General features: G+C 69.1%; 20 protein-coding genes and 3 tRNA genes. 5 read left to right on the top strand and 18 right to left on the bottom strand.

Translation table 11 applies throughout. The annotated features are described in order from the left end of the window. Positions 1 to 64: 64 nt before the first annotated feature. From LN251_RS17215 to LN251_RS17185, 7 genes are all read right to left on the bottom strand, one after another. Complete coding sequence (locus tag LN251_RS17215) at positions 65 to 919, bottom strand: DUF1396 domain-containing protein (protein WP_458245197.1); 855 nt, start codon at positions 917 to 919, stop codon at positions 65 to 67. Positions 920 to 1,044: 125 nt separating this feature from the next. Further along, complete coding sequence (locus tag LN251_RS17210) at positions 1,045 to 1,992, bottom strand: hypothetical protein (RefSeq protein ID WP_458245196.1); 948 nt, start codon at positions 1,990 to 1,992, stop codon at positions 1,045 to 1,047. Positions 1,993 to 2,190: 198 nt separating this feature from the next. Next, on the bottom strand, positions 2,191 to 2,916 hold the full coding sequence (rplA, locus tag LN251_RS17205; RefSeq protein WP_362984618.1) for a 50S ribosomal protein L1: 726 nt from the start codon (positions 2,914 to 2,916) through the stop codon (positions 2,191 to 2,193). 81 nt (positions 2,917 to 2,997) lie between these two features. Beyond that, entirely contained in the window at positions 2,998 to 3,432 is a 435-nt protein-coding gene (rplK, locus tag LN251_RS17200) for a 50S ribosomal protein L11 (RefSeq protein WP_055515278.1), read from the bottom strand. Between the two features lie 168 nt (positions 3,433 to 3,600). After that, positions 3,601 to 4,452, bottom strand: a complete 852-nt coding sequence (nusG, locus tag LN251_RS17195) for a transcription termination/antitermination protein NusG (protein WP_458245195.1) — start codon at positions 4,450 to 4,452, stop codon at positions 3,601 to 3,603. 80 nt (positions 4,453 to 4,532) lie between these two features. Next, entirely contained in the window at positions 4,533 to 4,820 is a 288-nt protein-coding gene (secE, locus tag LN251_RS17190) for a preprotein translocase subunit SecE (protein WP_058923780.1), read from the bottom strand. 105 nt (positions 4,821 to 4,925) lie between these two features. Beyond that, positions 4,926 to 4,998 (bottom strand) — tRNA-Trp (locus tag LN251_RS17185). A gap of 283 nt (positions 4,999 to 5,281) precedes the next feature. Here LN251_RS17185 and LN251_RS17180 point away from each other — a divergent pair. Then, positions 5,282 to 6,508, top strand: coding sequence for a pyridoxal phosphate-dependent aminotransferase (locus tag LN251_RS17180; protein WP_383666623.1), 1,227 nt, complete (start codon positions 5,282 to 5,284; stop codon positions 6,506 to 6,508). A gap of 139 nt (positions 6,509 to 6,647) precedes the next feature. After that, positions 6,648 to 7,679, top strand: a complete 1,032-nt coding sequence (locus LN251_RS17175) for an adenosine deaminase (protein WP_458245194.1) — start codon at positions 6,648 to 6,650, stop codon at positions 7,677 to 7,679. A 37-nt stretch (positions 7,680 to 7,716) separates the two neighbouring features. Here the strand turns inward: LN251_RS17175 and LN251_RS17170 are convergent, their stop codons facing one another. From LN251_RS17170 to LN251_RS17135, 8 genes are all read right to left on the bottom strand, one after another. Beyond that, positions 7,717 to 8,772 (bottom strand): UDP-N-acetylmuramate dehydrogenase, encoded by a 1,056-nt coding sequence (locus tag LN251_RS17170; RefSeq protein ID WP_458245193.1) that lies wholly within the window; start codon positions 8,770 to 8,772, stop codon positions 7,717 to 7,719. A gap of 514 nt (positions 8,773 to 9,286) precedes the next feature. Beyond that, positions 9,287 to 10,729 (bottom strand): DHA2 family efflux MFS transporter permease subunit, encoded by a 1,443-nt coding sequence (locus LN251_RS17165; RefSeq protein ID WP_458245192.1) that lies wholly within the window; start codon positions 10,727 to 10,729, stop codon positions 9,287 to 9,289. A gap of 123 nt (positions 10,730 to 10,852) precedes the next feature. Continuing rightward, positions 10,853 to 11,422, bottom strand: coding sequence for a TetR/AcrR family transcriptional regulator (locus LN251_RS17160; RefSeq protein WP_203237693.1), 570 nt, complete (start codon positions 11,420 to 11,422; stop codon positions 10,853 to 10,855). A 136-nt stretch (positions 11,423 to 11,558) separates the two neighbouring features. Next, entirely contained in the window at positions 11,559 to 11,987 is a 429-nt protein-coding gene (locus LN251_RS17155; protein ID WP_249835140.1) for a MaoC family dehydratase, read from the bottom strand. An 8-nt stretch (positions 11,988 to 11,995) separates the two neighbouring features. Beyond that, complete coding sequence (locus LN251_RS17150; RefSeq protein ID WP_458245191.1) at positions 11,996 to 12,448, bottom strand: FAS1-like dehydratase domain-containing protein; 453 nt, start codon at positions 12,446 to 12,448, stop codon at positions 11,996 to 11,998. A 122-nt stretch (positions 12,449 to 12,570) separates the two neighbouring features. Then, complete coding sequence (rpmG, locus tag LN251_RS17145) at positions 12,571 to 12,735, bottom strand: 50S ribosomal protein L33 (protein WP_003948671.1); 165 nt, start codon at positions 12,733 to 12,735, stop codon at positions 12,571 to 12,573. Positions 12,736 to 12,825: 90 nt separating this feature from the next. After that, positions 12,826 to 12,898: transfer RNA gene (locus LN251_RS17140), tRNA-Met, on the bottom strand. Between the two features lie 46 nt (positions 12,899 to 12,944). Next, positions 12,945 to 13,017 (bottom strand) — tRNA-Thr (locus LN251_RS17135). Between the two features lie 243 nt (positions 13,018 to 13,260). On the opposite strand from LN251_RS17135, the gene LN251_RS17130 reads away from it, so the two are divergent. After that, positions 13,261 to 14,532 carry an amidohydrolase family protein gene (locus LN251_RS17130; RefSeq protein WP_458245190.1) on the top strand — a complete coding sequence of 424 codons (1,272 nt, stop codon included), beginning with the start codon at positions 13,261 to 13,263 and terminating at the stop codon, positions 14,530 to 14,532. Between the two features lie 133 nt (positions 14,533 to 14,665). Continuing rightward, positions 14,666 to 15,322 carry an NAD(P)H-binding protein gene (locus LN251_RS17125; protein ID WP_458245189.1) on the top strand — a complete coding sequence of 219 codons (657 nt, stop codon included), beginning with the start codon at positions 14,666 to 14,668 and terminating at the stop codon, positions 15,320 to 15,322. A 30-nt stretch (positions 15,323 to 15,352) separates the two neighbouring features. Here the strand turns inward: LN251_RS17125 and LN251_RS17120 are convergent, their stop codons facing one another. Next, on the bottom strand, positions 15,353 to 15,565 hold the full coding sequence (locus LN251_RS17120; protein ID WP_458245188.1) for a hypothetical protein: 213 nt from the start codon (positions 15,563 to 15,565) through the stop codon (positions 15,353 to 15,355). Between the two features lie 286 nt (positions 15,566 to 15,851). Here LN251_RS17120 and LN251_RS17115 point away from each other — a divergent pair, with 286 nt between their 5' ends. Next, a complete protein-coding gene (locus LN251_RS17115; RefSeq protein ID WP_458245187.1) occupies positions 15,852 to 16,394 on the top strand; it encodes a hypothetical protein in 543 nt (180 codons plus the stop codon). 537 nt (positions 16,395 to 16,931) lie between these two features. On the opposite strand, the gene LN251_RS17110 is transcribed toward LN251_RS17115, so the two are convergent. Then, positions 16,932 to 19,937: a tetratricopeptide repeat protein gene (locus tag LN251_RS17110; RefSeq protein ID WP_458245186.1), complete on the bottom strand. Its 3,006-nt coding sequence runs from the start codon at positions 19,935 to 19,937 to the stop codon at positions 16,932 to 16,934. A 441-nt stretch (positions 19,938 to 20,378) separates the two neighbouring features. Further along, positions 20,379 to 21,011 (bottom strand): CHAT domain-containing protein, encoded by a 633-nt coding sequence (locus LN251_RS17105; protein WP_458245185.1) that lies wholly within the window; start codon positions 21,009 to 21,011, stop codon positions 20,379 to 20,381. Between the last annotated feature and the right edge of the window lie 302 nt (positions 21,012 to 21,313).

Raw genomic sequence — 21,313 nt, 5'->3', positions numbered from 1 at the left:
GGTCTTTGGCTTCTGTAGGAGAGTACGGGACCCGGTCGCCGTCAGGCAAATCCGCCCGTACGGCTCAGCCCTGGAGGTCCTTCATCATCTCGGCGAGGTCGGCGGTGTCCTTGGCCGGCGGGGCCGCGACCTTCACCGGCTTGTTGAAGTCGAGGAAGGTGATCGTCAGGTCGAGTGGACCCTTGTCGGCGTCTCCGCGCATCCGGAACTGCTTGGTGTGGTCCTGGCCGTCGACCCACATGTCCATAGTGAGCGCGTCCACGCCCATCTTCGTGTACTGGTCGAGGGCCTTCTCGCGCTTCTCCCGGACGGTCTTGCTCTCGCCCTTGAGGGAGGCCTTGATGGCGTCGACGGTGACCGTGCCCCGGTAGTGGGTGGTCTTCACACCGTCGACGGTCTCGGTGCCGACCTTCTTCACGTCCTTGGAGCCGGTGAGGAAGGTGGAGTCGGCGGCCGGGTTCTGGTCGGCCTGGCCGGCGCCCAGCTGCTGGGTGTCCATCTTCTCGTCGGCGCCGAGCGCGGACATGTCGAACTTGATCCAGCTCTTGCCGTCCATCTCCTTGGCCATGCCGGCGCCGCCGACGTACATGGCCTTGCCGACGACGCGGATCTCGACCGGGCCGTCGGTGGCCTGGTCCTGGGCCGTCATCTTCATGCTCATGGCCGGCGGCTTCATGCTCATCGCCGCCTCGCCGGAGATCCGGCCCTCCCCCGGCACCTTGCCGGCCATCCGGTAGTGCATGGACGTGATGTCCTGGGTGTTCTTCGCGGCCTTGGCCACGGCCGCCGCGGGCGTCATCGCCGGCGACTGCTCGGAGCCGCCCTTCTGACAACCGACGGCACCTGCGCCGAGCAGCAGCGCCACCAGCCCCGCCCCCGTCGCCCCACGGCGCACTGAACCACGTACAGAAGTCTTCATCGGTCCCCCCACGGAACGCATGGCTGATACACAGACTGTCGGCGATCCTAGCCCCAAGAGACCGTAAAGCGCCCCTGAATTCCCACTGGCCTCAGAAACCACAGGGCGCTCGCGAGCACGGCTGTTCAGGAGCTGCTGCCGGAGCCCGTCGAGGTGTCGCCGCTGCCCGGGGCCAGGCCCTGGTTCTTCAGCAGGTCCTTGAAGTCCTCGGTGTCGCCGGCCGGCGGCTCGGGCGCGGAGACCTTCACCCCGTAGTCGCTGTAGTACGCGGTCTGGGCGTACTCACCGGTGGCCATGGTGCCCTTCTCCACGGACTTGACCAGCAGGTTCTTGTCGTTGAGCCAGATGTCCACGGTCTCGGTGCCGACGCCGGCCTGGGTGAGCTGCTTCTTCAGACCGGCGAGCTGGCCGGCGCTCAGGTCGGAGTTCTTGCGGGCCAGGTCGGCGACGTCGACGGTGCCCGCGTAGTGCGTGGTGTCCACCCCGCGCACCCGCTCGGTGCCGACCTTCTTGACGTCCCCCGAGGCCAGCAGGAGCTTCACCGACTGGTTCGGGGTCGTGTTCTGCATCTGGTCCTGGAGATAGGCGCCGGAGCTGCCGCCCAGCCGGGCGAGGTCCTTGTAGCCGTAGCGGATCCAGTGCTTGCCGCCCGCCCGGCGGGCGAACTGCTCGCCCATGCGCGCGTAGTAGGCGTCGGGGCGATAGCGGGCCTGCATGGACGTGGTGCCCAGTTGCCGCATGGTCGCGGCCATCGTGCCGCCGGTGTATGTGATGACGAGGTTGCCGGTCAGGCCGTCGTGCCAGCCGAGGGCGCCGTCGGCCTTCATGGACATCACGGAGCCCATGGTGGTCGTGGACTCGACCCGGGCGGAGTCGGCGCCGTCGGTGGACTTCTCGGCGCTGCGCAGGGCCGCCACGGGGCTGAGGTGCGTGGCACTCCCGCCGGAGGCCCCCGCGCCCTTGCCCGAGCCGCCGGAGCTCCCGGAGCTCGCGGAGTCACAGGCGGCCGCCCCCGACAGCACGGTCACCACCGTGATCGAACAGGCCACGCGGCGCACGGTCGTGCTCTTCATACGTCCCCCACCCCCATGCGATTGCGATTGCCGTGCCCGCACGCTAACGCAGCGCACTGACATCCGGACGGAAAGCCCGGACGGAGTGCTCCACGGAACATCCGGACACAGAAAAGACGGGCCCCACAACCCGGAGGTTGCGTGGCCCGCCCTCGTTTCTACGCGTCCCGGACGCGGCTACCGCGGTGAGCGCTCGGCTCAGACGGCGGCCGGGTCCTCCTCGACGAGGAGGTTGCGGGTGCGGTTCGGGTCGACCGGGATGCCGGGGCCCATCGTGGTGCTGATGGCGGCCTTCTTGATGTAGCGGCCCTTGGCGGCGGACGGCTTCAGACGGGTGATCTCGTCCAGCGCCGCGGCGTAGTTCTCCACCAGCTTGTCGTCCTCGAAGGACGTCTTGCCGATGATGAAGTGCAGGTTCGAGTGCTTGTCGACGCGGAACTCGATCTTGCCGCCCTTGATCTCGGTCACGGCCTTCGCCACGTCCGGGGTCACGGTGCCGGTCTTGGGGTTCGGCATGAGACCACGGGGACCGAGCACGCGGCCGAGGCGGCCGACCTTGCCCATGAGGTCCGGGGTGGCGACGACGGCGTCGAAGTCCAGGCGGCCCTTCGAGACCTCGTCGATCAGCTCGTCGGAGCCGACGATGTCGGCGCCCGCGGCCTCCGCGGCCGCAGCACGGTCACCGGTCGCGAAGACCAGGACCCGGGCAGTCTTGCCGGTGCCGTGCGGCAGGTTCACGGTGCCACGGACCATCTGGTCGGCCTTGCGCGGGTCGACACCCAGGCGGAAGGCGACCTCGACGGTGCCGTCGAACTTGGTCGTGGAGGTCTCCTTGGCGAGACGGACGGCCTCGAGCGGGGCGTACAGCTTCTCCCGGTCGATCTTCTCGTCCGCAGCGCGAAGGGCCTTGCTGCGCTTGCTCACTACTTCTCCTGAGGTTTTGAGGAGTCGTGGTACGGGCCGAGCAGGCCCTGCCACTTCTGCTTGATGTACGGGGGGTGGGGCTCAGCCCTCGACCGTGATGCCCATGGAACGGGCGGTGCCGGCGATGATCTTCGACGCGGCGTCCAGGTCGTTGGCGTTCAGGTCGGGAAGCTTGGTCTGGGCGATCTCGCGAACCTGCGCCTCGGTGATCTTGGCGACCTTGGTCTTGTGCGGCTCGCCGGAGCCCTTCTCCACGCCCGCGGCCTTGAGGATCATCTTGGCGGCCGGCGGCGTCTTGGTGATGAAGGTGAAGGAGCGGTCCTCGTAGACCGTGATCTCCACCGGGATCACCCAGCCACGCTGCGACTCGGTCGCGGCGTTGTACGCCTTGCAGAACTCCATGATGTTGACGCCGTGCTGGCCCAGCGCGGGGCCGACCGGCGGAGCCGGGTTCGCCGCACCGGCGTTGATCTGGAGCTTGATGAGCCCCGTGACCTTCTTCTTCTTGGGAGGCATAGCTCTCCGCGTCCTTTCGGTTCGGGTCCTGCCTGCACGCGGGGACCACCCGAACGCAGGCATACCGCACAACGATAACGGGTATAGATGCGCGGCCAAAAACCGAGCAGGTCAGGAAGGCTGAGAACAGCCCGCCTGACCTGCTCGGAAGCTCTTTTCCGGAAGAAGCTAGTTCTTCTGGATCTGGTCGAAGCTCAGCTCGACCGGGGTCTCGCGGCCGAAGATCTCCACCAGACCCTTGACCTTCTTGGAGTCCGGGTTGATCTCGTTGATCGTCGCCTGCAGCGTGGCGAACGGGCCGTCGGTGACGGTGACCGAGTCGCCCACCTCGAAGTCCAGCACCTGGACCTCGACCTTGCGCTGCGGAGCCGGCTTGCCCTCGGCCTCGGCGGCCTCACGGGCGGCCTTCTCCTCGGCCTCCGGGGCGAGCATCTTCACGATCTCGTCCAGCGTCAGCGGGTACGGGTCGTAGGCGTTGCCCACGAAGCCGGTGACACCCGGGGTGTTGCGGACGACGCCCCAGGACTCGTTCGTCAGGTCCATGCGGACCAGGACGTAACCCGGCAGCTTGTTCTGCTTGATCGTCTTGCGGTCGCCGTTCTTGATCTGGACGACCTCTTCCTGCGGCACCTCGGCCTGGAAGATGTAGTCCTCGACGTTCAGCGAGACGGCGCGCTGCTCCAGGTTGGTCTTCACGCGGTTCTCGTAACCGGCGTAGGTGTGGATGACGTACCACTCGCCGGGCAGGGTGCGCAGTTCCTCGCGCAGGGCGGCGACGGGGTCGACCGGCTCCGCGGGCTCCGTCTCCTCCTCCTCGGAGTCGGCGGCGGCCTCTTCCTCGGAGTCGGTGGCGTCCTCGTCCACGACGTGGACGGCGTCCTCCTCGGCGGCCTCGCCGGCCTCCGCGTCCGCAGCCTCGAACTCGTCCAGGTCGTCGTCCGCGCCCTCGACGATGTCGAGCTCGTCGTCCACGGACTCGTCCGGCTCGATGGCGTCGTCGTTCAGGTTCGTGTCAGACACGGTGGCTGCTTCTTCCTGGATACATAGGGGTGGAACATGCGAAAGGGGCGCCGGTAACCACGGCGCCCTTCGCTCTCGACTCAGCCGAAGACGTACTTGGCCGCGTGGTTGAGCCCATAGTCAATCACGGTCACCAGGGCAATCATGATGGCGACGAAGAAGATCACCACGGTGGTGTACGAGGTCAGCTGATTGCGCGTCGGCCAGACGACCTTGCGGAGCTCGGCGATGACCTGGCGGTAGAAAAGGGCAAGCCGCTTGAGCGGACCCTTCTTGGCCCGCTTGCCGCCCTTCCGGGCCTTCTTCTTGGTCTCCTGCGCCTCGTCCTGGGCATCAGGCGTGTCGATGGAGCCCACGGCGTCCGCCATTCGTCCTCACCTGTTCCCGGGTCGTGGCCGTGCCGCGCCCGGTCTGAGCCGCACGGCGGTGCGTTGCTGTACGTACATGCGCACACCTGGCGAAGGTGTGTGTAGCAGGGCCGGAGGGACTTGAACCCCCAACCGCCGGTTTTGGAGACCGGTGCTCTACCAATTGAGCTACGACCCTTTGGTGTGTCCCCCAACGTACCGCATCCGACCGGGTGCTCGGTGTGCACCGTCCGCGGTGCGGCTGCTGAAGGCCAACGAGGTGAGAGTGTACGTGCTTCGGAGCCCTCCGTCGAACAGAAAGCCCGCGTAGGGGGCTTGGCGGCGGAGGATCGTCACGAAACCCGAAGAAGATCACCCAGGCCATCGCCCGATTCCGGACGGGTGTTCAGTGACCGACCCTTCGATGTTCAGTCTGTGAAACCCGCGTGCCCGGCATGTTTCCGGTCTGGAACGATGGGCCCATGAGCGCTGCAACCCCTCCCACCGAGCGCCGGGTCTCCGCCCGAGTCGGCGCGATCTCCGAGTCCGCCACCCTCGCCGTGGACGCCAAGGCCAAGGCCCTCAAGGCCGCCGGGCGTCCGGTGATCGGCTTCGGCGCCGGTGAGCCCGACTTCCCGACCCCGGACTACATCGTCGAGGCGGCCGTCGAGGCCTGCAAGAACCCCAAGTACCACCGGTACACGCCGGCCGGCGGCCTGCCCGAGCTGAAGTCCGCGATCGCCGCGAAGACACTGCGCGACTCCGGCTGGGAGCCCGACGTCTCGCAGATCCTCGTCACCAACGGCGGCAAGCAGGCCATCTACGAGGCCTTCGCCGCGATCCTCGACCCGGGCGACGAGGTCATCGTCCCCGCGCCCTACTGGACGACGTACCCGGAGTCGATCCGTCTCGCCGGCGGCGTCCCGGTGGAGGTCGTCGCGGACGAGACCACCGGCTACCGCGTCAGCGTGGAGCAGCTGGAGGCCGCCCGCACGGAGAAGACGAAGGTCGTCCTCTTCGTCTCGCCGTCCAACCCCACCGGCGCGGTGTACTCCGAGGCCGAGACCGAGGCGATCGGCCGCTGGGCCGTCGAGCACGGCCTGTGGGTGCTGACCGACGAGATCTACGAGCACCTCGTCTACGGCGACGCGGTCTCCGTGTCCCTGCCGGCGCTGCTGCCCGAGCTGCGCGACAAGTGCATCGTCGTCAACGGCGTCGCCAAGACGTACGCCATGACCGGCTGGCGCGTGGGCTGGGTCATCGGCCCCAAGGACGTCGTCAAGGCGGCCACCAACCTGCAGTCGCACGCCACGTCGAACGTGTCCAACGTCGCGCAGGTGGCGGCGCTCGCCGCCGTCTCCGGTGACCTGGAGGCCGTCGCGACGATGCGCGAGGCCTTCGACCGGCGCCGCAAGACGATCGTGCGGATGCTCAACGAGATCGACGGCGTCGTGTGCCCGGAGCCCGAGGGTGCGTTCTACGCCTACCCGTCCGTGAAGGCCCTGCTCGGCAAGGAGATCCGCGGCAAGCGGCCGCAGGACACCGTCGAGCTCGCCGCGCTCATCCTGGAGGAGGCCGAGGTCGCGGTCGTACCCGGCGAGGCCTTCGGCACGCCCGGGTATCTGCGGTTGTCGTACGCGCTGGGCGACGAGGACCTCGTCGAGGGTGTCTCGCGGATCCAGAAGCTGCTGGCGGAGGCCCGGGACTGACGTCCACGCTGCATCGGCGACTGTTGAGCGACGGCTGAGCGGGCTCCCTCGTGCGAGGGGGTCCGCTTTTTCGTGCGAGCAAGACCACTAACGTGGATTCCGCTACCGGGACGGCGGTGACGTACGGCAGGATCCTGGGATGGAGCGTGTACGTGATGTCTCTGAGCTGCCGAAGGCCCATCTGCACCTGCACTTCACCGGGTCCATGCGGCCGGGGACCGTCCTGGAACTGGCCGACAAGTACGGCGTGCGGCTGCCCGAAGCCCTGACCGAGGCGCTGACCAGTGGGGAACCGCCGAAGCTGCGGGCCACGGACGAGCGGGGCTGGTTCCGCTTCCAGCGGCTGTACGACGCCGCCCGGTCCTGTCTGCGCGAGCCCGAGGACATCCAGCGGCTGGTGCGCGAGGCCGCCGAGGAGGACGTCCGGGACGGGTCGGGGTGGCTGGAGATCCAGGTCGACCCGACCTCCTACGCCCCTCGGCTGGGCGGATTGATCTCCGCGCTGGAGATCATCCTCGACGCGGTCGAGACCACGTCGAGGGAGACGGGGCTCGGGATGCGGGTCCTCGTCGCCGCGAACCGGATGAAGCATCCGCTGGACGCGCGCACGCTGGCCCGGCTCGCCGTGCGGTACGCGGACCGGGGTGTCGTGGGCTTCGGACTGTCGAACGACGAACGGCGGGGCATGGCGCGCGACTTCGACCGCGCCTTCCACATCGCCCGCGAGGGCGGCCTGCTGTCCGCCCCGCACGGCGGGGAGCTGACCGGGCCGTCGTCCGTGCGGGACTGCCTCGACGACCTGCATGCCGACCGGCTGGGGCACGGGGTGCGGGCCGCCGAGGACCCGCGGCTGATGAAGCGGCTCGCGGACCGGGGCGTGACCTGCGAGGTGTGCCCGGCGTCGAACGTCGCGCTGGGTGTGTACGAGAAGCCCGAGGACGTGCCGCTGCGGACCCTGTACGACGCCGGTGTGCCGATGGCCCTGGGCGCCGACGATCCGCTGCTGTTCGGGTCCCGGCTCGCCGCGCAGTACGAGATCGCTCGGCGCCACCACGGTTTCAGTGATGGGGAGTTGGCGGAACTGGCCCGGCAGTCGGTGCGGGGGTCGGCTGCGCCGGAGGACGTGAAGGCGAAGCTGCTGGCGGGGGTGGAGGACTGGCTGGCCCTGTAGTGCGGCGGGGCTTGGCTGCTACAGGAGGGCTTGGCTGCTACAGGCTGGCGCCGACCGTCACCGGTTCGTTGACCAGCGTGATGCCGAAGGTCTCGTGGACGCCTGCCACGACCTCGCGGGCCAAGGCGAGGAGGTCCTCCGTGGTGGCTTCGCCCCTGTTGGTGAGGGCGAGCGTGTGCTTGGTGGAGATGCGGGCGGGGCCGGTGCCGTAGCCCTTGGCGAAGCCCGCCTTGTCGATCAGCCAGGCCGCCGAGGTCTTGGTGTGGCCGTCGCCCGCCGGGTAGGCGGGGGGTTCCGCGTCGGGGCCGAGGTGCTGCTTCACGCGTGCGCGGAAGGCGGCGAAGTCGGTGTCCGTGAGGATCGGGTTGGTGAAGAAGGAGCCCGCCGACCAGGTGTCGTGGTCCTCGGGGTCCAGGACCATGCCCTTGCCCGAGCGGAGCTTGAGGACCGTCTCGCGGGCGGCGGACAGGGGGACGCGGTCGCCGGGCTCGACGCCGAGGGCGCGGGCCGTCTCGGCGTACTTGATGGGGCCGGAGAGGCCGTTCGCGTCCTCGAGGTCGTAGCGGACGCGGAGGACGACGTAGCGGTCGGGGTCTGCCTTGAAGCGGCTGTGGCGGTAGGAGAAGGCGCAGTCGGCGTTCGGGAGGGTGACCGTCCGGCGGGTGGTGCGGTCGTAGGCGACGACCTCGGTGATCGTCGAGGAGACTTCCTGGCCGTAGGCGCCCACGTTCTGGATGGGGGTCGCGCCGGCGGAGCCGGGGATGCCGGCGAGGCATTCGATGCCGGCGAGGCCGGCGTCGACCGTGCGGGCGACCGCGTCGGTCCACACCTCGCCCGCGGCCAGTTCCAGGCGGGTGCCGTCCAGTGCGAAACCCTTGGTGGCGACGACCAGGGCGGTGCCGGGGAAGCCCTTGTCACCGATGACCAGGTTCGAGCCGCCGCCGATCAGCAGGAGCGGGGTGCCGGTGTCGTCGGCCTCGCGGACCGCCGCGATGACCTCCGCGTCGGTGGTGGCGGTGATCAGGCGGGCGGCGGGGCCGCCCAGGCGGAAGGTGGTCAGCGGGGCGAGGGGGGCGTCGTGTCGTTCCTGCACGGGCTCAAGGGTAGGGCCTTCGGCGTCGGCCCTTGCGCGGGGTTCGGATGGGGTGCGGGGGTGTGGTGGGGGGTGTCCGTCCTCGGACGGGCGGTTCCGTCGGCCGAGAGGCACTGCCCCTTGACGCCCGCCGCTGCGGGCGGACACCCCCCACCACACCCCCTCCCCGCCGTACGCACCCGCGAGCCGGCACCAATTCACCGACAGCAGTTGTGGAGAGGGCAGCGGCCACAGCGGCTGCGGCGCCTCAGCTTGTGCCGGGCCGGGGGCGGCGGCGGTCATCCGTGGGTGCGGCTGCGCCGCTCAGCCGCGGGCACGCGTGTGTGGGTGGTCGCGGTGACCGGCGGTGATCGGCCGTCGGTGGTCGCAGCCGCTCAGCCGCGGGCAGTCGTGCCGCTTGGGCGGCACGGGTGGGCGCGGCGGTGCCTCTTGGTGCGGGCCATGTGGAGCCACCTGCTGGGGTACGGGGAAACGGCTCCGCCTGTGGGGGCGGAGCCGTTGCCCGGGGCTGGGGTCAGCCTGCGATGGGGTCCAGCGTGGGGGTCGGGTCCTCGGCCGGGGCGGCCTGCGTCGGGTGGGGTGCACGGTGCCTGGGGATCAGCAGGGCCGCGGCACCCGCGACCGCGACCACCGCCGCGCCGGTGACCAAAGCCGGCTGGAGGCCGTCGACGAAGGTCTGGGCGGAGTCGTAGCCACCCTGGGACGAGAAGATCGAGGACATGATCGCGATGCCCAGTGCGCCGCCCACCTCGCGCAGTGCGTTGTTGGCGCCGGAGGCGATGCCCTGCTCCGTGCCGCGGACGCTGGACATGACCAGGTTGGCGGCCGGAGCGAAGAACAGGCCCATGCCGATGCCGCTGATGATCAGCGCGGGGAGCTGGGCGGAGTAGGAGACGCCGGGGTCGACCACGGCGGCCATCCAGCCGAGGCCCGCCGCCTGGAAGAAGAGACCCGCGGCGACCACGGGGCGGCCCCCGATGCGGTCGGACAGGATGCCGGCCACCGGGGCGACGAGCATCGGCATGCCGGTCCAGGGGAGCATCCGCAGGCCCGCCTCGGTGGGCGAGTAGCCGAGGACGCCCTGCATGAACTGGCTGAGCAGGAAGATCGAGCCGAACATCCCGAGGAACATCAGCAGGCTCGCCGCGTTGATGCCGGAGAAGGCCCGGGAGCGGAACAGCCGCATCGGCAGCATGGGGTTCTTGGCACGCAGGCTGTAGAGGACGAAGGCGGTGATCAGCGCGGCGCCCGCGAACAGGCCGGTGAGGACGAGAGGTGCCGTCCAGCCGTCGGCGGGGCCGCGGACCAGGCCGTAGACGATCCCGAACAGGCCCGTGCTGGCCAGGAGGGTGCCGGGGATGTCCAGCGGGGCCCCGGTGCCGTACGACTCGGCCAGGCGCAGGCGGGCGAGGGGCAGTAGGGCGATGCCCAGGGGGACGTTCAGCCAGAAGATCCAGTGCCAGGAGACGTGTTCGGTCAGGCTGCCGCCGATCAGCGGGCCGGAGGCCACGGCCAGGCCGTTGACCGCGCCCCAGATGCCGTACGCCATCCCGCGCTTGGCGGCGGGGACGGCCGCGGTGAGGAGGGTGAGGGTGAGCGGCATCATGATCGCCGCGCCGACTCCCTGGACCGCCCGGGCCGCGATCAGGCCGTTGATGCCGGTCGACATGGCCGCGGCGGCGGAGGCGCCGGTGAAGATCGTGAGGCCGGTGAGGAAGAGGCGGCGCCGGCCGAAGCGGTCGCCGAGTGCCGCGCCGAACATGAGCAGGACGGCGAAGGTCAGGGTGTAGGCGCTGACCGTCCATTCCAGGTCGTCCAGGGCTCCGCCCAGATCCTTGCGGATGGAGGGCAGGGCCGTGGTGACCACGAGGTTGTCGAGGGCCGCCATGAATCCGGCGACGCTGGTGATGACGAGGGCCCAGACGGTTCCCCCGCGACGTGCGGTCTGCTCTGACATCGCTCCCCCAGAGGGTCATCGGTTGTGGGTCGACAGGTGATTAGTTATTGATGACTAACTTTTGCGGGCATGGAAATCCGCCGTGACGGGCGGGCGTTCGCCCTCCCGTTGCACCCTGTGTTTCTACTTCTCCAGCCGGCCCCTGAGGCGCGCCTCCGGGTACAGCCCTTCCCAGATCCTGTGCCCGGGCGGGAAGCCCATGGACACGAGGCAGTTGATGAGCATCCCGTACGCCATGAAGGTCGTCGTCTCGTCGGTGTCGGCGCCCAGCGACAGGTGGACCGTGTCCCACAGGCGCATCCAGCCCGCCCGCACCTGCTCGCCGAACTCCGGTTCGCCGGCCTGCTCCGCGGCGGCGACGGCCACGTACATCTGCATCTGCATCAGCAGCCGCTCGGGCTCCTCGGCGATGACCTTGGTGTAGGCGTTCGCCATGGCGCGCAGGGCCTCCTCGCCCTCCAGGCCCTCGGCGGCTTCCTGGAAGGTGCGGATCGTGTCCTCCAGGCAGCGCTGGGACGCCGCGAGGAAGATCGCCTTCTTGCCCGGGAAGAGGCGGAAGAGATACGGCTGCGAGACACCCACGCGCTTGGCGATCGCCTCGGTGGAGGTGCCGTAGTAGCCGCCGCGGGCGAACTCGGCCGTCGCCGCGCGGATGACGCTCTCGCGCCTCTCTTCTGCGCTCATCCTGACCATGCGAGTAAGTTAGTGCTCAATCACTAACTCCGTCAAGGGGGGCCGAGAGGATGAGGTGTCGAGGGGGGCGGGGAGGGTGAGTAAGGGGCGCCTCGCCAGGGAGGGCGCCCCTTACCGGTGGCCACGCGCGCGGGGCTCACGCCAGGCGGACGACCGCCCGCGACATGCCCAGGACCTTCTGGCCGGCGCTGGTCGCCGTGAGGTCCACGCGGACCGTGTTGTCGTCGAGCTTGGCGGCGACCTTGGCGGCGACCTCGATCACCGCGCCCTGGTCGTCGTTCGGGACGACGACGGGCTTGGTGAAGCGAACGCCGTACTCGACGACCGCGCCCGGGTCGCCGGTCCAGTCGGTGACCACCCGGATCGCCTCGGCCATGGTGAACATGCCGTGCGCGATGACGTCCGGGAGGCCCACCTCCTTGGCGAACTTCTCGTTCCAGTGGATGGGGTTGAAGTCCCCGGAGGCGCCCGCGTACTGAACGAGCGTGGCGCGGGTCACGGGGAAGGTCTGGGCGGGCAGTTCGGTGCCGACCTCGACGTCGTCGTATGCGATCTTCGCCGTCATGTTCTTCCTCACGCCCCCTCTGCCGCGCGGGCGACGAGCTTCGTCCAGGCGGTGACGACGTGTTCGCCCGCCTCGTCGTGGACCTCGCCGCGGATGTCCAGGATGTCGTTGCCCGCCATGGACTTGATCGCCTCGATGGTGGAGGTGACGGTCAGACGGTCACCGGCCCGCACCGGGCGGACGTAGGAGAACTTCTGGTCGCCGTGCACGACCCGGCTGTAGTCCAGGCCCAGCTGCGGGTCCTGGACGACCTGTCCCGCCGCCTTGAAGGTGATGGCGAACACAAAAGTCGGTGGGGCGACGACGTCGGGGTGACCGAGCGCCTTGGCGGCCTCCGGGTCCGTGTACGCGGGGTTGGTGTCCCCCACCGCCTCCGCGAACTCACGGATCTTCTCCCGGCCCACCTCGTAGGGGGCGGTGGGCGGGTACGTCCGCCCTACGAAGGACTGGTCGAGCGCCATGGCTCGGCACCTCCTGGTGTCGATGACTTACGTTCACTGCGCGGGCGGAAGCGCACTGCGCCGGCTCAAACGACGCGAGGCCGCCCCCTTGTGGTGGGGGCGGCCTCGTGTACGAGCCTGATTTATCGCGTTTCGCGGTGCGCGGTGTGCGCGTTGCAACGCGGGCAGTGCTTCTTCATCTCAAGACGGTCCGGGTTGTTACGCCGGTTCTTCTTGGTGATGTAGTTCCGCTCCTTGCACTCCACGCAGGCCAGCGTGATCTTCGGGCGGACGTCGGTGGCAGCCACGTGAGTGCTCCTTGACGAACGGATGGGACGGGTTCAACGCATAGAAGAGTAGCCGATCGAAGGACCGACCCCGCAATCGGCTACTGTCAGTAGCGGTGACCGGACTTGAACCGGTGACACAGCGATTATGAGCCGCTTGCTCTACCGACTGAGCTACACCGCTGTGATGCGATCCGTTCCCGCCTCGCGACGGGAACCTCTCACACCAGAGCCCCAATACGGAATCGAACCGTAGACCTTCTCCTTACCATGGAGACGCTCTGCCGACTGAGCTATTGGGGCGAGCGATGAAGACATTACACGGTCCGCCGCCGTTCACCCAAATCCGTTTCGCGGCCCCCGTCCCGGTCTCGTCGGCGGGCTCCCGACGGTCTTTCCGCGGCCTCCCCACCAGTCCCTGAGGTCGCCCCCCGCACGGATGACCACACCGGTACGACTATTGCGCTCCTCCCCGCCGGCGACGGATCACCGCCCTAGGCTCGACTCACTCTGCGTGATCTTGTGTCCCCTTGTCCCAGGAGCGCGATGCCCGACAGCCAGCCGCAGCCGCCCCACTCGTCGCCCTCCGGCTCCTCGGGCTCCTCCGGTCCGGGCGACCCCGCCGCTCTCCTGCTCTGCGGGGCGCGGCTGACCGACGGCCGGACCGTGGACGTACGGCTGGGCGGCGGGCGCATCGAGGCGGTCGGCACGGCGGGGAGCCTGGCGGTGGGCGGCACGCGCGCGTACGGGGCGCGGGTGGACCTGAGCGGCTATCTGCTCCTGCCGGCCCCGGCCGAGCCGCACGCCCACGGCGACACCGCGCTGTCGGCCGACGGCGACGGCCCCGCCTCCTACGACCCCCAGGACGTCCAGCGCCGCGCCACGGAGGCGGCACTACTGCAACTCGGGCACGGAGCGACGGCGTTGCGGGCACACGTGCGCGTGGGCGACGTGCAGGGGCTCGGCGCACTGGCCGCCGTACTGCGGGCACGGCGTTCGCTGCGCGGGCTGACCGAGCTGACGGCCGTGGCGATGCCGAGGGTGCTGACCGGGGTCGCCGGCGCGGACGGGCTCGCCGTGCTGCGCGACGCGGTCAAGATGGGCGCGTCGGTGGTGGGCGGATGCCCGGACCTGGACCCCGATCCGACCGGCTATGTGCAGGCCGTCCTGGAGATCGCCTCCGAGTACGGCTGTCCCGTCGACCTGCACACCGATGTCGACGACCCGGCCCGCCTCGCCCGCCTCGCCGCGATGGCCGGCGGGCTGCGCCCCGGCGTGACCCTCGGCCCGTGCGGGGGGCTGGGACGGATGCCCGCCGAGGCGGCCCGGCGCACCGCCGACCAGCTCGCGGCGGCCGGGGTCACGGTGGTGTGCGTGCCGCAGGGCGGCTGCTCGGGCACCGACCGGCGCGGCACGGCCCCGGTACGGCTGCTGCGCGCGGCCGGCGTGCGGGTCGCCGCGGGCAGCGGTGCGCTGCGGGACCTGTCCAACCCCGTGGGACGCGGCGACCCCTTGGAGGCGGCCTACCTGCTCGCCTCCCGCTACGGGCTGCGCCCCGAGGAGGCCTACGACGCCGTGAGCGCGTCGGCCCGCGCCGTCCTTGGGCTGCCCGAGGTGCGGGTCGAGGCGGGCTTCCCGGCCGAGTTGCTCGCGGTGCGCGGCGACCGGCTGTCGGGGGCGTTGTCGCTGGCGTACAGCCGGATCGTGGTGCACCGGGGGCGGGTGGTGGCCCGGACGAGCGCAGTACGGGAGTACTGCAACTCCGCCGCCGCGGCCGAGTTGGGGCTGCCTCGGCAGGGGCGGGGCGAGGTGTCGTAGGACGGGTGACGCGGGCGCGGGGTGCCGCAGAGGGGCCGCTGCGGGCGAGGTGTCGTAAGGACGGCAGGCGCGCTCTTGTGGCGTGGCTGAAGTCGTGCGGCGGATGCGGTCGGCCGGGCGTACGGTCGGAGGCATGCGCATTGTCATCGCTGGTGGTCATGGTCAGATCGCGCTGCGGCTGGAACGGCTGCTCGCCGGGCGCGGGGACGAGGTCGCGGGGATCATCCGCCGCGCCGAGCAGGGCGACGATCTGCGGGAGGCAGGGGCCGAACCGATCGTGCTGGATCTGGAGTCGGCCTCGGTGGAGGAGGTCGCGGCGCAGCTGCGCGGGGCGGACGCGGCCGTGTTCGCGGCGGGCGCCGGCGCGGGCAGCGGGACCGCGCGCAAGGATTCGGTGGACAAGGCGGCGGCGATCCTGTTCGCGGACGCGGCGGTGCGTGCGGGCGTACGCCGGTACGTGGTCGTTTCGTCGATGGGCGCCGACCCCGCGCACGAGGGTGACGACGTGTTCGACGTGTACCTGCGGGCGAAGGGCGAGGCCGACCGGTACATCCAGGGTCTGGACGGACTGGACTGGACGATCCTGCGCCCCGGGATGCTGACGAACGACGCCGGCACGGGTCTTGTACGGCTGGAGGCGCACACCGGCCGCGCCGCGATCCCCCGCGACGACGTGGCCGCCGTACTCGCGGAGTTGGTGGACTCCGCCGCGACCGCCGGCCTGACGCTCGAGCTGGTCGGTGGGTCGACTCCGGTGTCGGTCGCGGTGAAGTCGGTGGCAGGGAACTGAGGTTGAGCGCGCCGCGGGCCTGACCGGCGGTCAGAAAAGGGGCAGTTGGCCCGGCATGTCGGGGACGACGTAGCCGTCCAGCGCGGGTTGGGCGGCGTCGGCCTCGGCCTGGCGGCGGGAGCCGGGGCAGGAGACCAGGGCGCCGTGCTCGCGGGCGCGGGGCGGGTCGTGCCGTGCGAAGCGGCCGGCGACGACGGCGATCTCACGACGGCATTCGGGGCAGCGTCTACGGCGAGTGGACATGGGGTCAGTCTCCCCCGCGCGGTGAGGAATCCGGCCTACCGGCGCAGGTGCGCGCCGCCCGTCGGCCGTCGTCAGCCGGACCATGACGCCCCGCCCCGCGCCGTCCGGGGCGAGTGCCAGGACGGCGGGCACCAACGAGTCGCGGGTGGGGCGCCGGCGGCGTGCGGGTGGTCAGCCGATGCGCCCCACGGGCCGTGCCTCGTTCCGCGGTCAATACGGTCTGGTTTCCGGGGTATTCGGGATACGTCAGCGGCAACACCCCTTCGTTTACGAGGAGATACGCGCCGTGAGCGCCCTGAAGCGTCGGCTCGACCACAGTCTGACCGCACAGGCCGTCCTGGCCTTCCTCCTGGCCCTGGCCATCACCGCCCTGTTCTCCCGCCCGGACGAGCATCCGGTGTCCTGGCTGCTGCGCAGCGCGCTGTACACGGGTATCGGCGTCGCGTTCATGGCCGTACAGCGCCGCAGGATCGGCCGCGCGACCGGCACCGACCCGCGCAGGCTCGCCGACCTCGACCGCAAGATCCGGCACCGCGAGGTGCCCAGCGATCCCGAGGAACGGGCGATCATGCGCCGACTGGTCGCCGAGCACCTGCGGCGGATGGAGCGCGCGGGAAGGTGGCTGCCGTATTCACTGGGGCTGATGACCCTCATCGCGGTCGGAGTGCTCGTCCTAGGTGCCGCCACCGGCTCGCTCTCCCTCCCGGTGTTCTGCGCCGTTCTCCTGATCGGCATCGCCTGGTGGACCGTCTGGACGCGCCGCCACTCCATGGACCGCTGCCGCCACATGCAGTCGGCCCTGCGGGAGCAGGACGAACGGGTGCCGTAACACGAAGAGACCCCCTCCGCGCTGCGTTTCCGCAGTTCGGAGGGGGTCTTTCTCAGCGTGGCGGCGCCAGGATTCGAACCTGGGAAGGCTGAGCCGGCAGATTTACAGCGGGCTCCGTTCACCCCATGCAGCCTGCAGCTTCTCGTGAACTTGCCACTGCTGGGGGACGTGCGGGGGAAACAGTCGCTGGTAATGCTCACCGACGCCGACTTAACTCGCACCCAGGTGGCCACCAACGCTCAACGCGCTGCTGGACACACCCGAACCCGCGGTTGCACTGCTCATACGGCCACGAGGCCCCCATTGCGCTGAGCTGGCGGCAAGGCCACTCGGGGCATCGTGGGCAGGGCCGTCCCCAACCACCGCCGCCCGACGGCAGGTGCCCATCGCGGCCGCCGGCCGGACCTGACTGGTGAAGTACCGCCGCCGCATGAGCACGGATGCCTCTGGTTCCCCTTCTACCGGCGCCGGGTGCGGGGCGGCGTGCACATCGAGCACGAGCTCTTCCCCTGCCAGCTCGGCCTTGACGTCTCCGGCTCATGCAGGAGCCCGGCCGTCTTTAGGAGCTGCCGCCGACGGATCCACCGTGATGATCTCCCGCCATACCTCCCGTAGTTCCAGCAGCCCGGCAACTGGCTCCGGACGAGCAAGTAGGTCATACAGCGGCTTTGCGAACCGGTCCGACGGTCGGCGCTCTCCCATTGCCGCCCGCAGCGTGTGCACCGCCTCGTCCGCTTCACCGCAGCCGGCCAGGGCCAGCGCCCTGATCTCCGCCAATCGGAACATCGACGGCCTCGCAACGTCAGGCGGCAAGGGCTGCTCCAGAGCCGCCAGGACCGATTGTGGAGACCCACCTAAGACCTCACCCGGCGCTGTCTCCGCGCGATCAGCGATCCATCGCAGCAACTGAACCTCCGGCCTTGTCCCGCCTTGACGCAGCTCTGCTCGCGCTTCCTCCCGTGACCCCCGGAACAACAACGCCCTCCCTAGTGAGAAATGGGCCATGGCGTCGTCGGGGTTGATCTCGATCGCCCGCTGCAAGGCTGCCTCGGCCTCGGTGAACCGCCCCAACTCGAACCGTGTGGCCCCCAGCCAACGATGCGCTTTGTCGTAGGCGGGGTTGACCTCGATCGCCCGCTGCAAGGCTGCCTCGGCCTCGGTGAACCGCCCCAATTCGAACAGTGTGACCCCGAGGTTGTTGTGGGCCGTGGCGTCGTCGGGATTGATCTCGATCGCCCGCTGCAAGGCTGCCTCGGCCTCGGCGAGCCGCCCCAACTGGAACCGTGTGGCCCCCAGCCAACGATGCGCTTTGTCGTAGGCGGGGTTGACCTCGATCGCCCGCTGCAAGGCTGCCTCGGCCTCGGTGAACCGCCCCAATTCGAACAGTGTGGCCCCGAGGTTGTTGTGGGCCGTGGCGTAGGCGGGGTTGATCTCGATCGCCCGCTGCATGACTGCCTCGGCCTCGGCGAGCCGCCCCAACTCGAACAGTGTGGCCCCGAGGTTGTTGTGGGTGGTGGCGTCGTCGGGGTTGAGGTGAGCCGCTTCGCGGTAGGAGAGGATGGCTTCCTCGTGGTTGCCTTGCCCGGCCGCTATATCTCCCAGTCGTCTGCTGGCTAGGCTTTTGAGTCGAGTCGCTTCGTAATGGGCGCTTTTAGCTTCTCCATGGCGCCCCAGGCTGGTGAGTGTATCGCCGAGGTCTTGGTGGATTTGGGGATCATCGGAGCCCAGGCGGATCACGTCATGGTAGGCGGTGATGGCCGCCTCGTGTCGGCCGAGCTGACGAAAGAGATTCGCCAGCCCCTTATGCGCTTCGGCGTAGTCGGGGTTGAGGCGGATTGCTTCTTGGTAGCTGGTGATGGCCTCTTCACGATTGTGGGAGGAGGCGAGTTCGTGTGCTTGCTCGGTCAGTGCGCGGGCGTACAGGAATGCCTGCTGCTGGAGCTCACGTTGGGTGGTGCGAGTTGCGGGGTGATCGGCTCCCACTGTCTGTGTCTGGTCGGCGAGTAGCTCTTCTAGGTCGGCCAATGCTTCAGCGGTGTCACCTGCCGCGACCCGCCGTCGTGCCAATTCGCCTCGGGTCGCGAAGCTTTGAGGGTGGCGTGGCCCTAGGATCCGTAGTTCATCAGTCCGGAGATGTTCGAGGGCCGCGATCACCTCTGCGTCGCTCTCATGGAGGAGTGCCAGCATGTAGCGGTCGGTCAGGACATGTGGGTGGTCTGGTCCCAGGACTCTGATGTCATCGGCTAGCAGTTCCTCGAGCATCGCGGCCGCGGCGGCACGATCTCCCGCTTCCAGCAGCGCCTGCGCCAGCCCAAAGCGTGTGGTGAGTGTTTCGTGGTGCTGGGCGCCCATGACTCGCGTGTAGTCGGCCAGCAGGGTCCTGAACTCAGACACAGCCCTGTCTGTGTCCCCAGCATCCACCCGACAACTCGCCAGTTCATAACGAGTAAGCAAGGTTTCAAAGTGATCTGGCCCGAGTACGCGCAGCATGTCGGTCAGCAAGTCCTCGAAAGCTGCCACCGCTCCAGACTCGTCTCCCGAGTTGCCTCGCCAGTACGTCACCCTCTGCCGAAGCTGAAGAGCGCTGAGATGGTCAGGACCGAAAATCTCTTCGGTTGCGATGTGGAGCTGAGTGAATTCAGCAAGAGCGGCTGCGGGTTGCAGAGCCTCACCGAGTCTCTGCGCACTCTTGGATAGAAGGAAGTGGATTTGGTTGTTGCGTTGCCAGAGGGCGGTGCCGGTGGTTTCACGTAGGGCGGTGGTGTTGGCGCGGAGGATGGCACCGAGTTCATCGCTTTCGATGTCTGGCCATGCCTCCTGGAGTGCGTCGGCGGCAAGGTAGGCGGTGTCGAGTTGTTGATTGGGGGTGAGGGCTTCGTAGGTGGCGCGTTGGATGAGTTGGTGGACGCGGATCTCGCGATGGGTGGCATCGGCGTTATGGGTGATGAGGTTGAATCCGTGCAGCACCCGTAGCCCTCTCCGAACCTGGTCAGGAGTATCGACGGCCAAGCGGTCCAGGACAGGCGGGCTGGTGAGGACGCGATAGGGGATGCCGTTGGGGTCCAGGACCGACAGCAGTTCCAGGAGCGGCCGTGCCATCCCGACGGGGTGGGCGGTGTTGGCGCGGTCGATGGACAGCGCCCAGGTTTTGGCGACGATCTGTTCGTGGTCGTCGGGAAGGCTGCGAGGCTTCACGCCTTCGAGCGTCTGCTCGGCGAGCAGGGTTCGATAGGTGGCGATCGCTATCCCGTCGTCAATGAGGTAGGCGGCAGCCTGCGCAAGAGCCAGCGGCAGAAACCCCAGATCAGCCGCGAGGCCGTCGATCTGCTCAGTTGGCTCGGTCCGGTGGTGGGAGGTGAGTCGGTCGGTGAGGTAGGCGCGGGCTTCTGCCGGGGTGTAGGTGTCGATCGAGACGAGACGCCGGCCTTGTCCGGCTAGGGCGGCGTCTTGGCGGCGGGTGGTGGCCAGCACTTGCCCCTGCGCATCGGCGGGCGGCCACAGCTTCGACACGTCCTTGGGGTCCTGGATGTCGTCGAGGACCACCAGCCAGGAGCGTCTGGTGGTGGTGGTCCAGGTCAGGAAGTGGGAAGCGTCGGCCGATGGGTCGGTGCCAGCGCATTCGGGGAGCCCCAGAGTGGTGGCGGGCCTGGGCGTAGGCGTCGATGATTGCTTGGCGGGAGGAGGCTGTCACCCACACCACCACCGCCGCCTTTCGGCTGGCTAGGGCGCGGCGGGCGTGGGCGGCGGCCAACTGGGTTTTTCCCACCCCGCCCATTCCCGAGAGCACCCCCGACCCCCCACTGTGGTGGGTGCTGCCGGTGAGAACGGCTGTCTGCCCGGCGGCCAAAGCGGTCTCCAGCCTGCGGGAGACCTCGCGTTCCTGGAAGCAGTCCGCTGTCAGCGGCAGTACTCCCACCAACACTGGTTCATCCTGGTCTACGGCCCGGTGAACTCCGGATCCGGTCGAGCCGGCATCGGATCCGGCTACGAAGGGTGTGGCAGCACCAATCGGACAGCGGACGGATCCAACGCTGGATCATGGGCCAGGACCGGGAGACCAGCGTCCCCTGCAGAGCTGGACGAGCCGGCCATCTGGACTTTGGCCAGACGGTAGGAGGCCAGGACCGACTGCCCGTCAGTGAGCGAGGCGTAGAAGCGGGCGGCGAACGTGAGTGCGGCCGCATCACCGATGCTGTCGGTCATCCCCACCGCCAACGGGACCACCCGCACCAACTCCTGCAGGTGTGCCTGGGACTTGCACGCGTTCAACACCACCAACTGCGGCGGGACATCGACCGCCTGCATCGCCTGAGCGAACACCTCTGCTGCCAGCAGGTGGCCGCCGCCGCGCCGGTCCGCGCCGGTCTCGAACTCCAGGAACCCCTCATCGGCGTGCCCGGAGAAACTGACTACTTGTGGCACCACCCGGGTCAGCCCGTCCAGCAGATCCCCCAACGTCGCCGCCGGCAGGTGCTCAATCGTCACCGCATCACGATGCAGCGCCGCCCTCACCCCCGCGCGTACCCGCCGGACCTCCTCACCTACCCGGAGATCCCCATACGAGGACGCCGTCAGATACAGCACCCGCAAACCCGCAGAACTCACACCAGCCCCCATCCCGGACCGCCCCCCGGCCTTTCTCGACCACCGATCAAGAGCCGGAACCCGTTCTGCTTCCCCCCATACCCGCAAACGTGCCCATCGCCTCAGGTTCGTGCGTCTCCAGTGAACATCTACCCCCGCTTCCTACCCGCAGAAGACACGCGAACGTGATGAGCCGAAACCAGTCCGACCGGGTCGGCCCCGTATGCCTCGACTCATTCGTCTCAACTCCCGCCACGACAACGGGTCTAATGACCTTGCTCTTCAAGCGCTGGGACAGCAGCTCATCGGCGAAACCGCTGAAGGGCGGGCTGATG

It is taken from the genome of Streptomyces sp. MAI_2237, assembly GCF_054189285.1.
The sequence above is the reverse complement of the archived record's forward strand: the minus strand, read 5'-3'. Positions and strand labels throughout refer to the sequence as shown.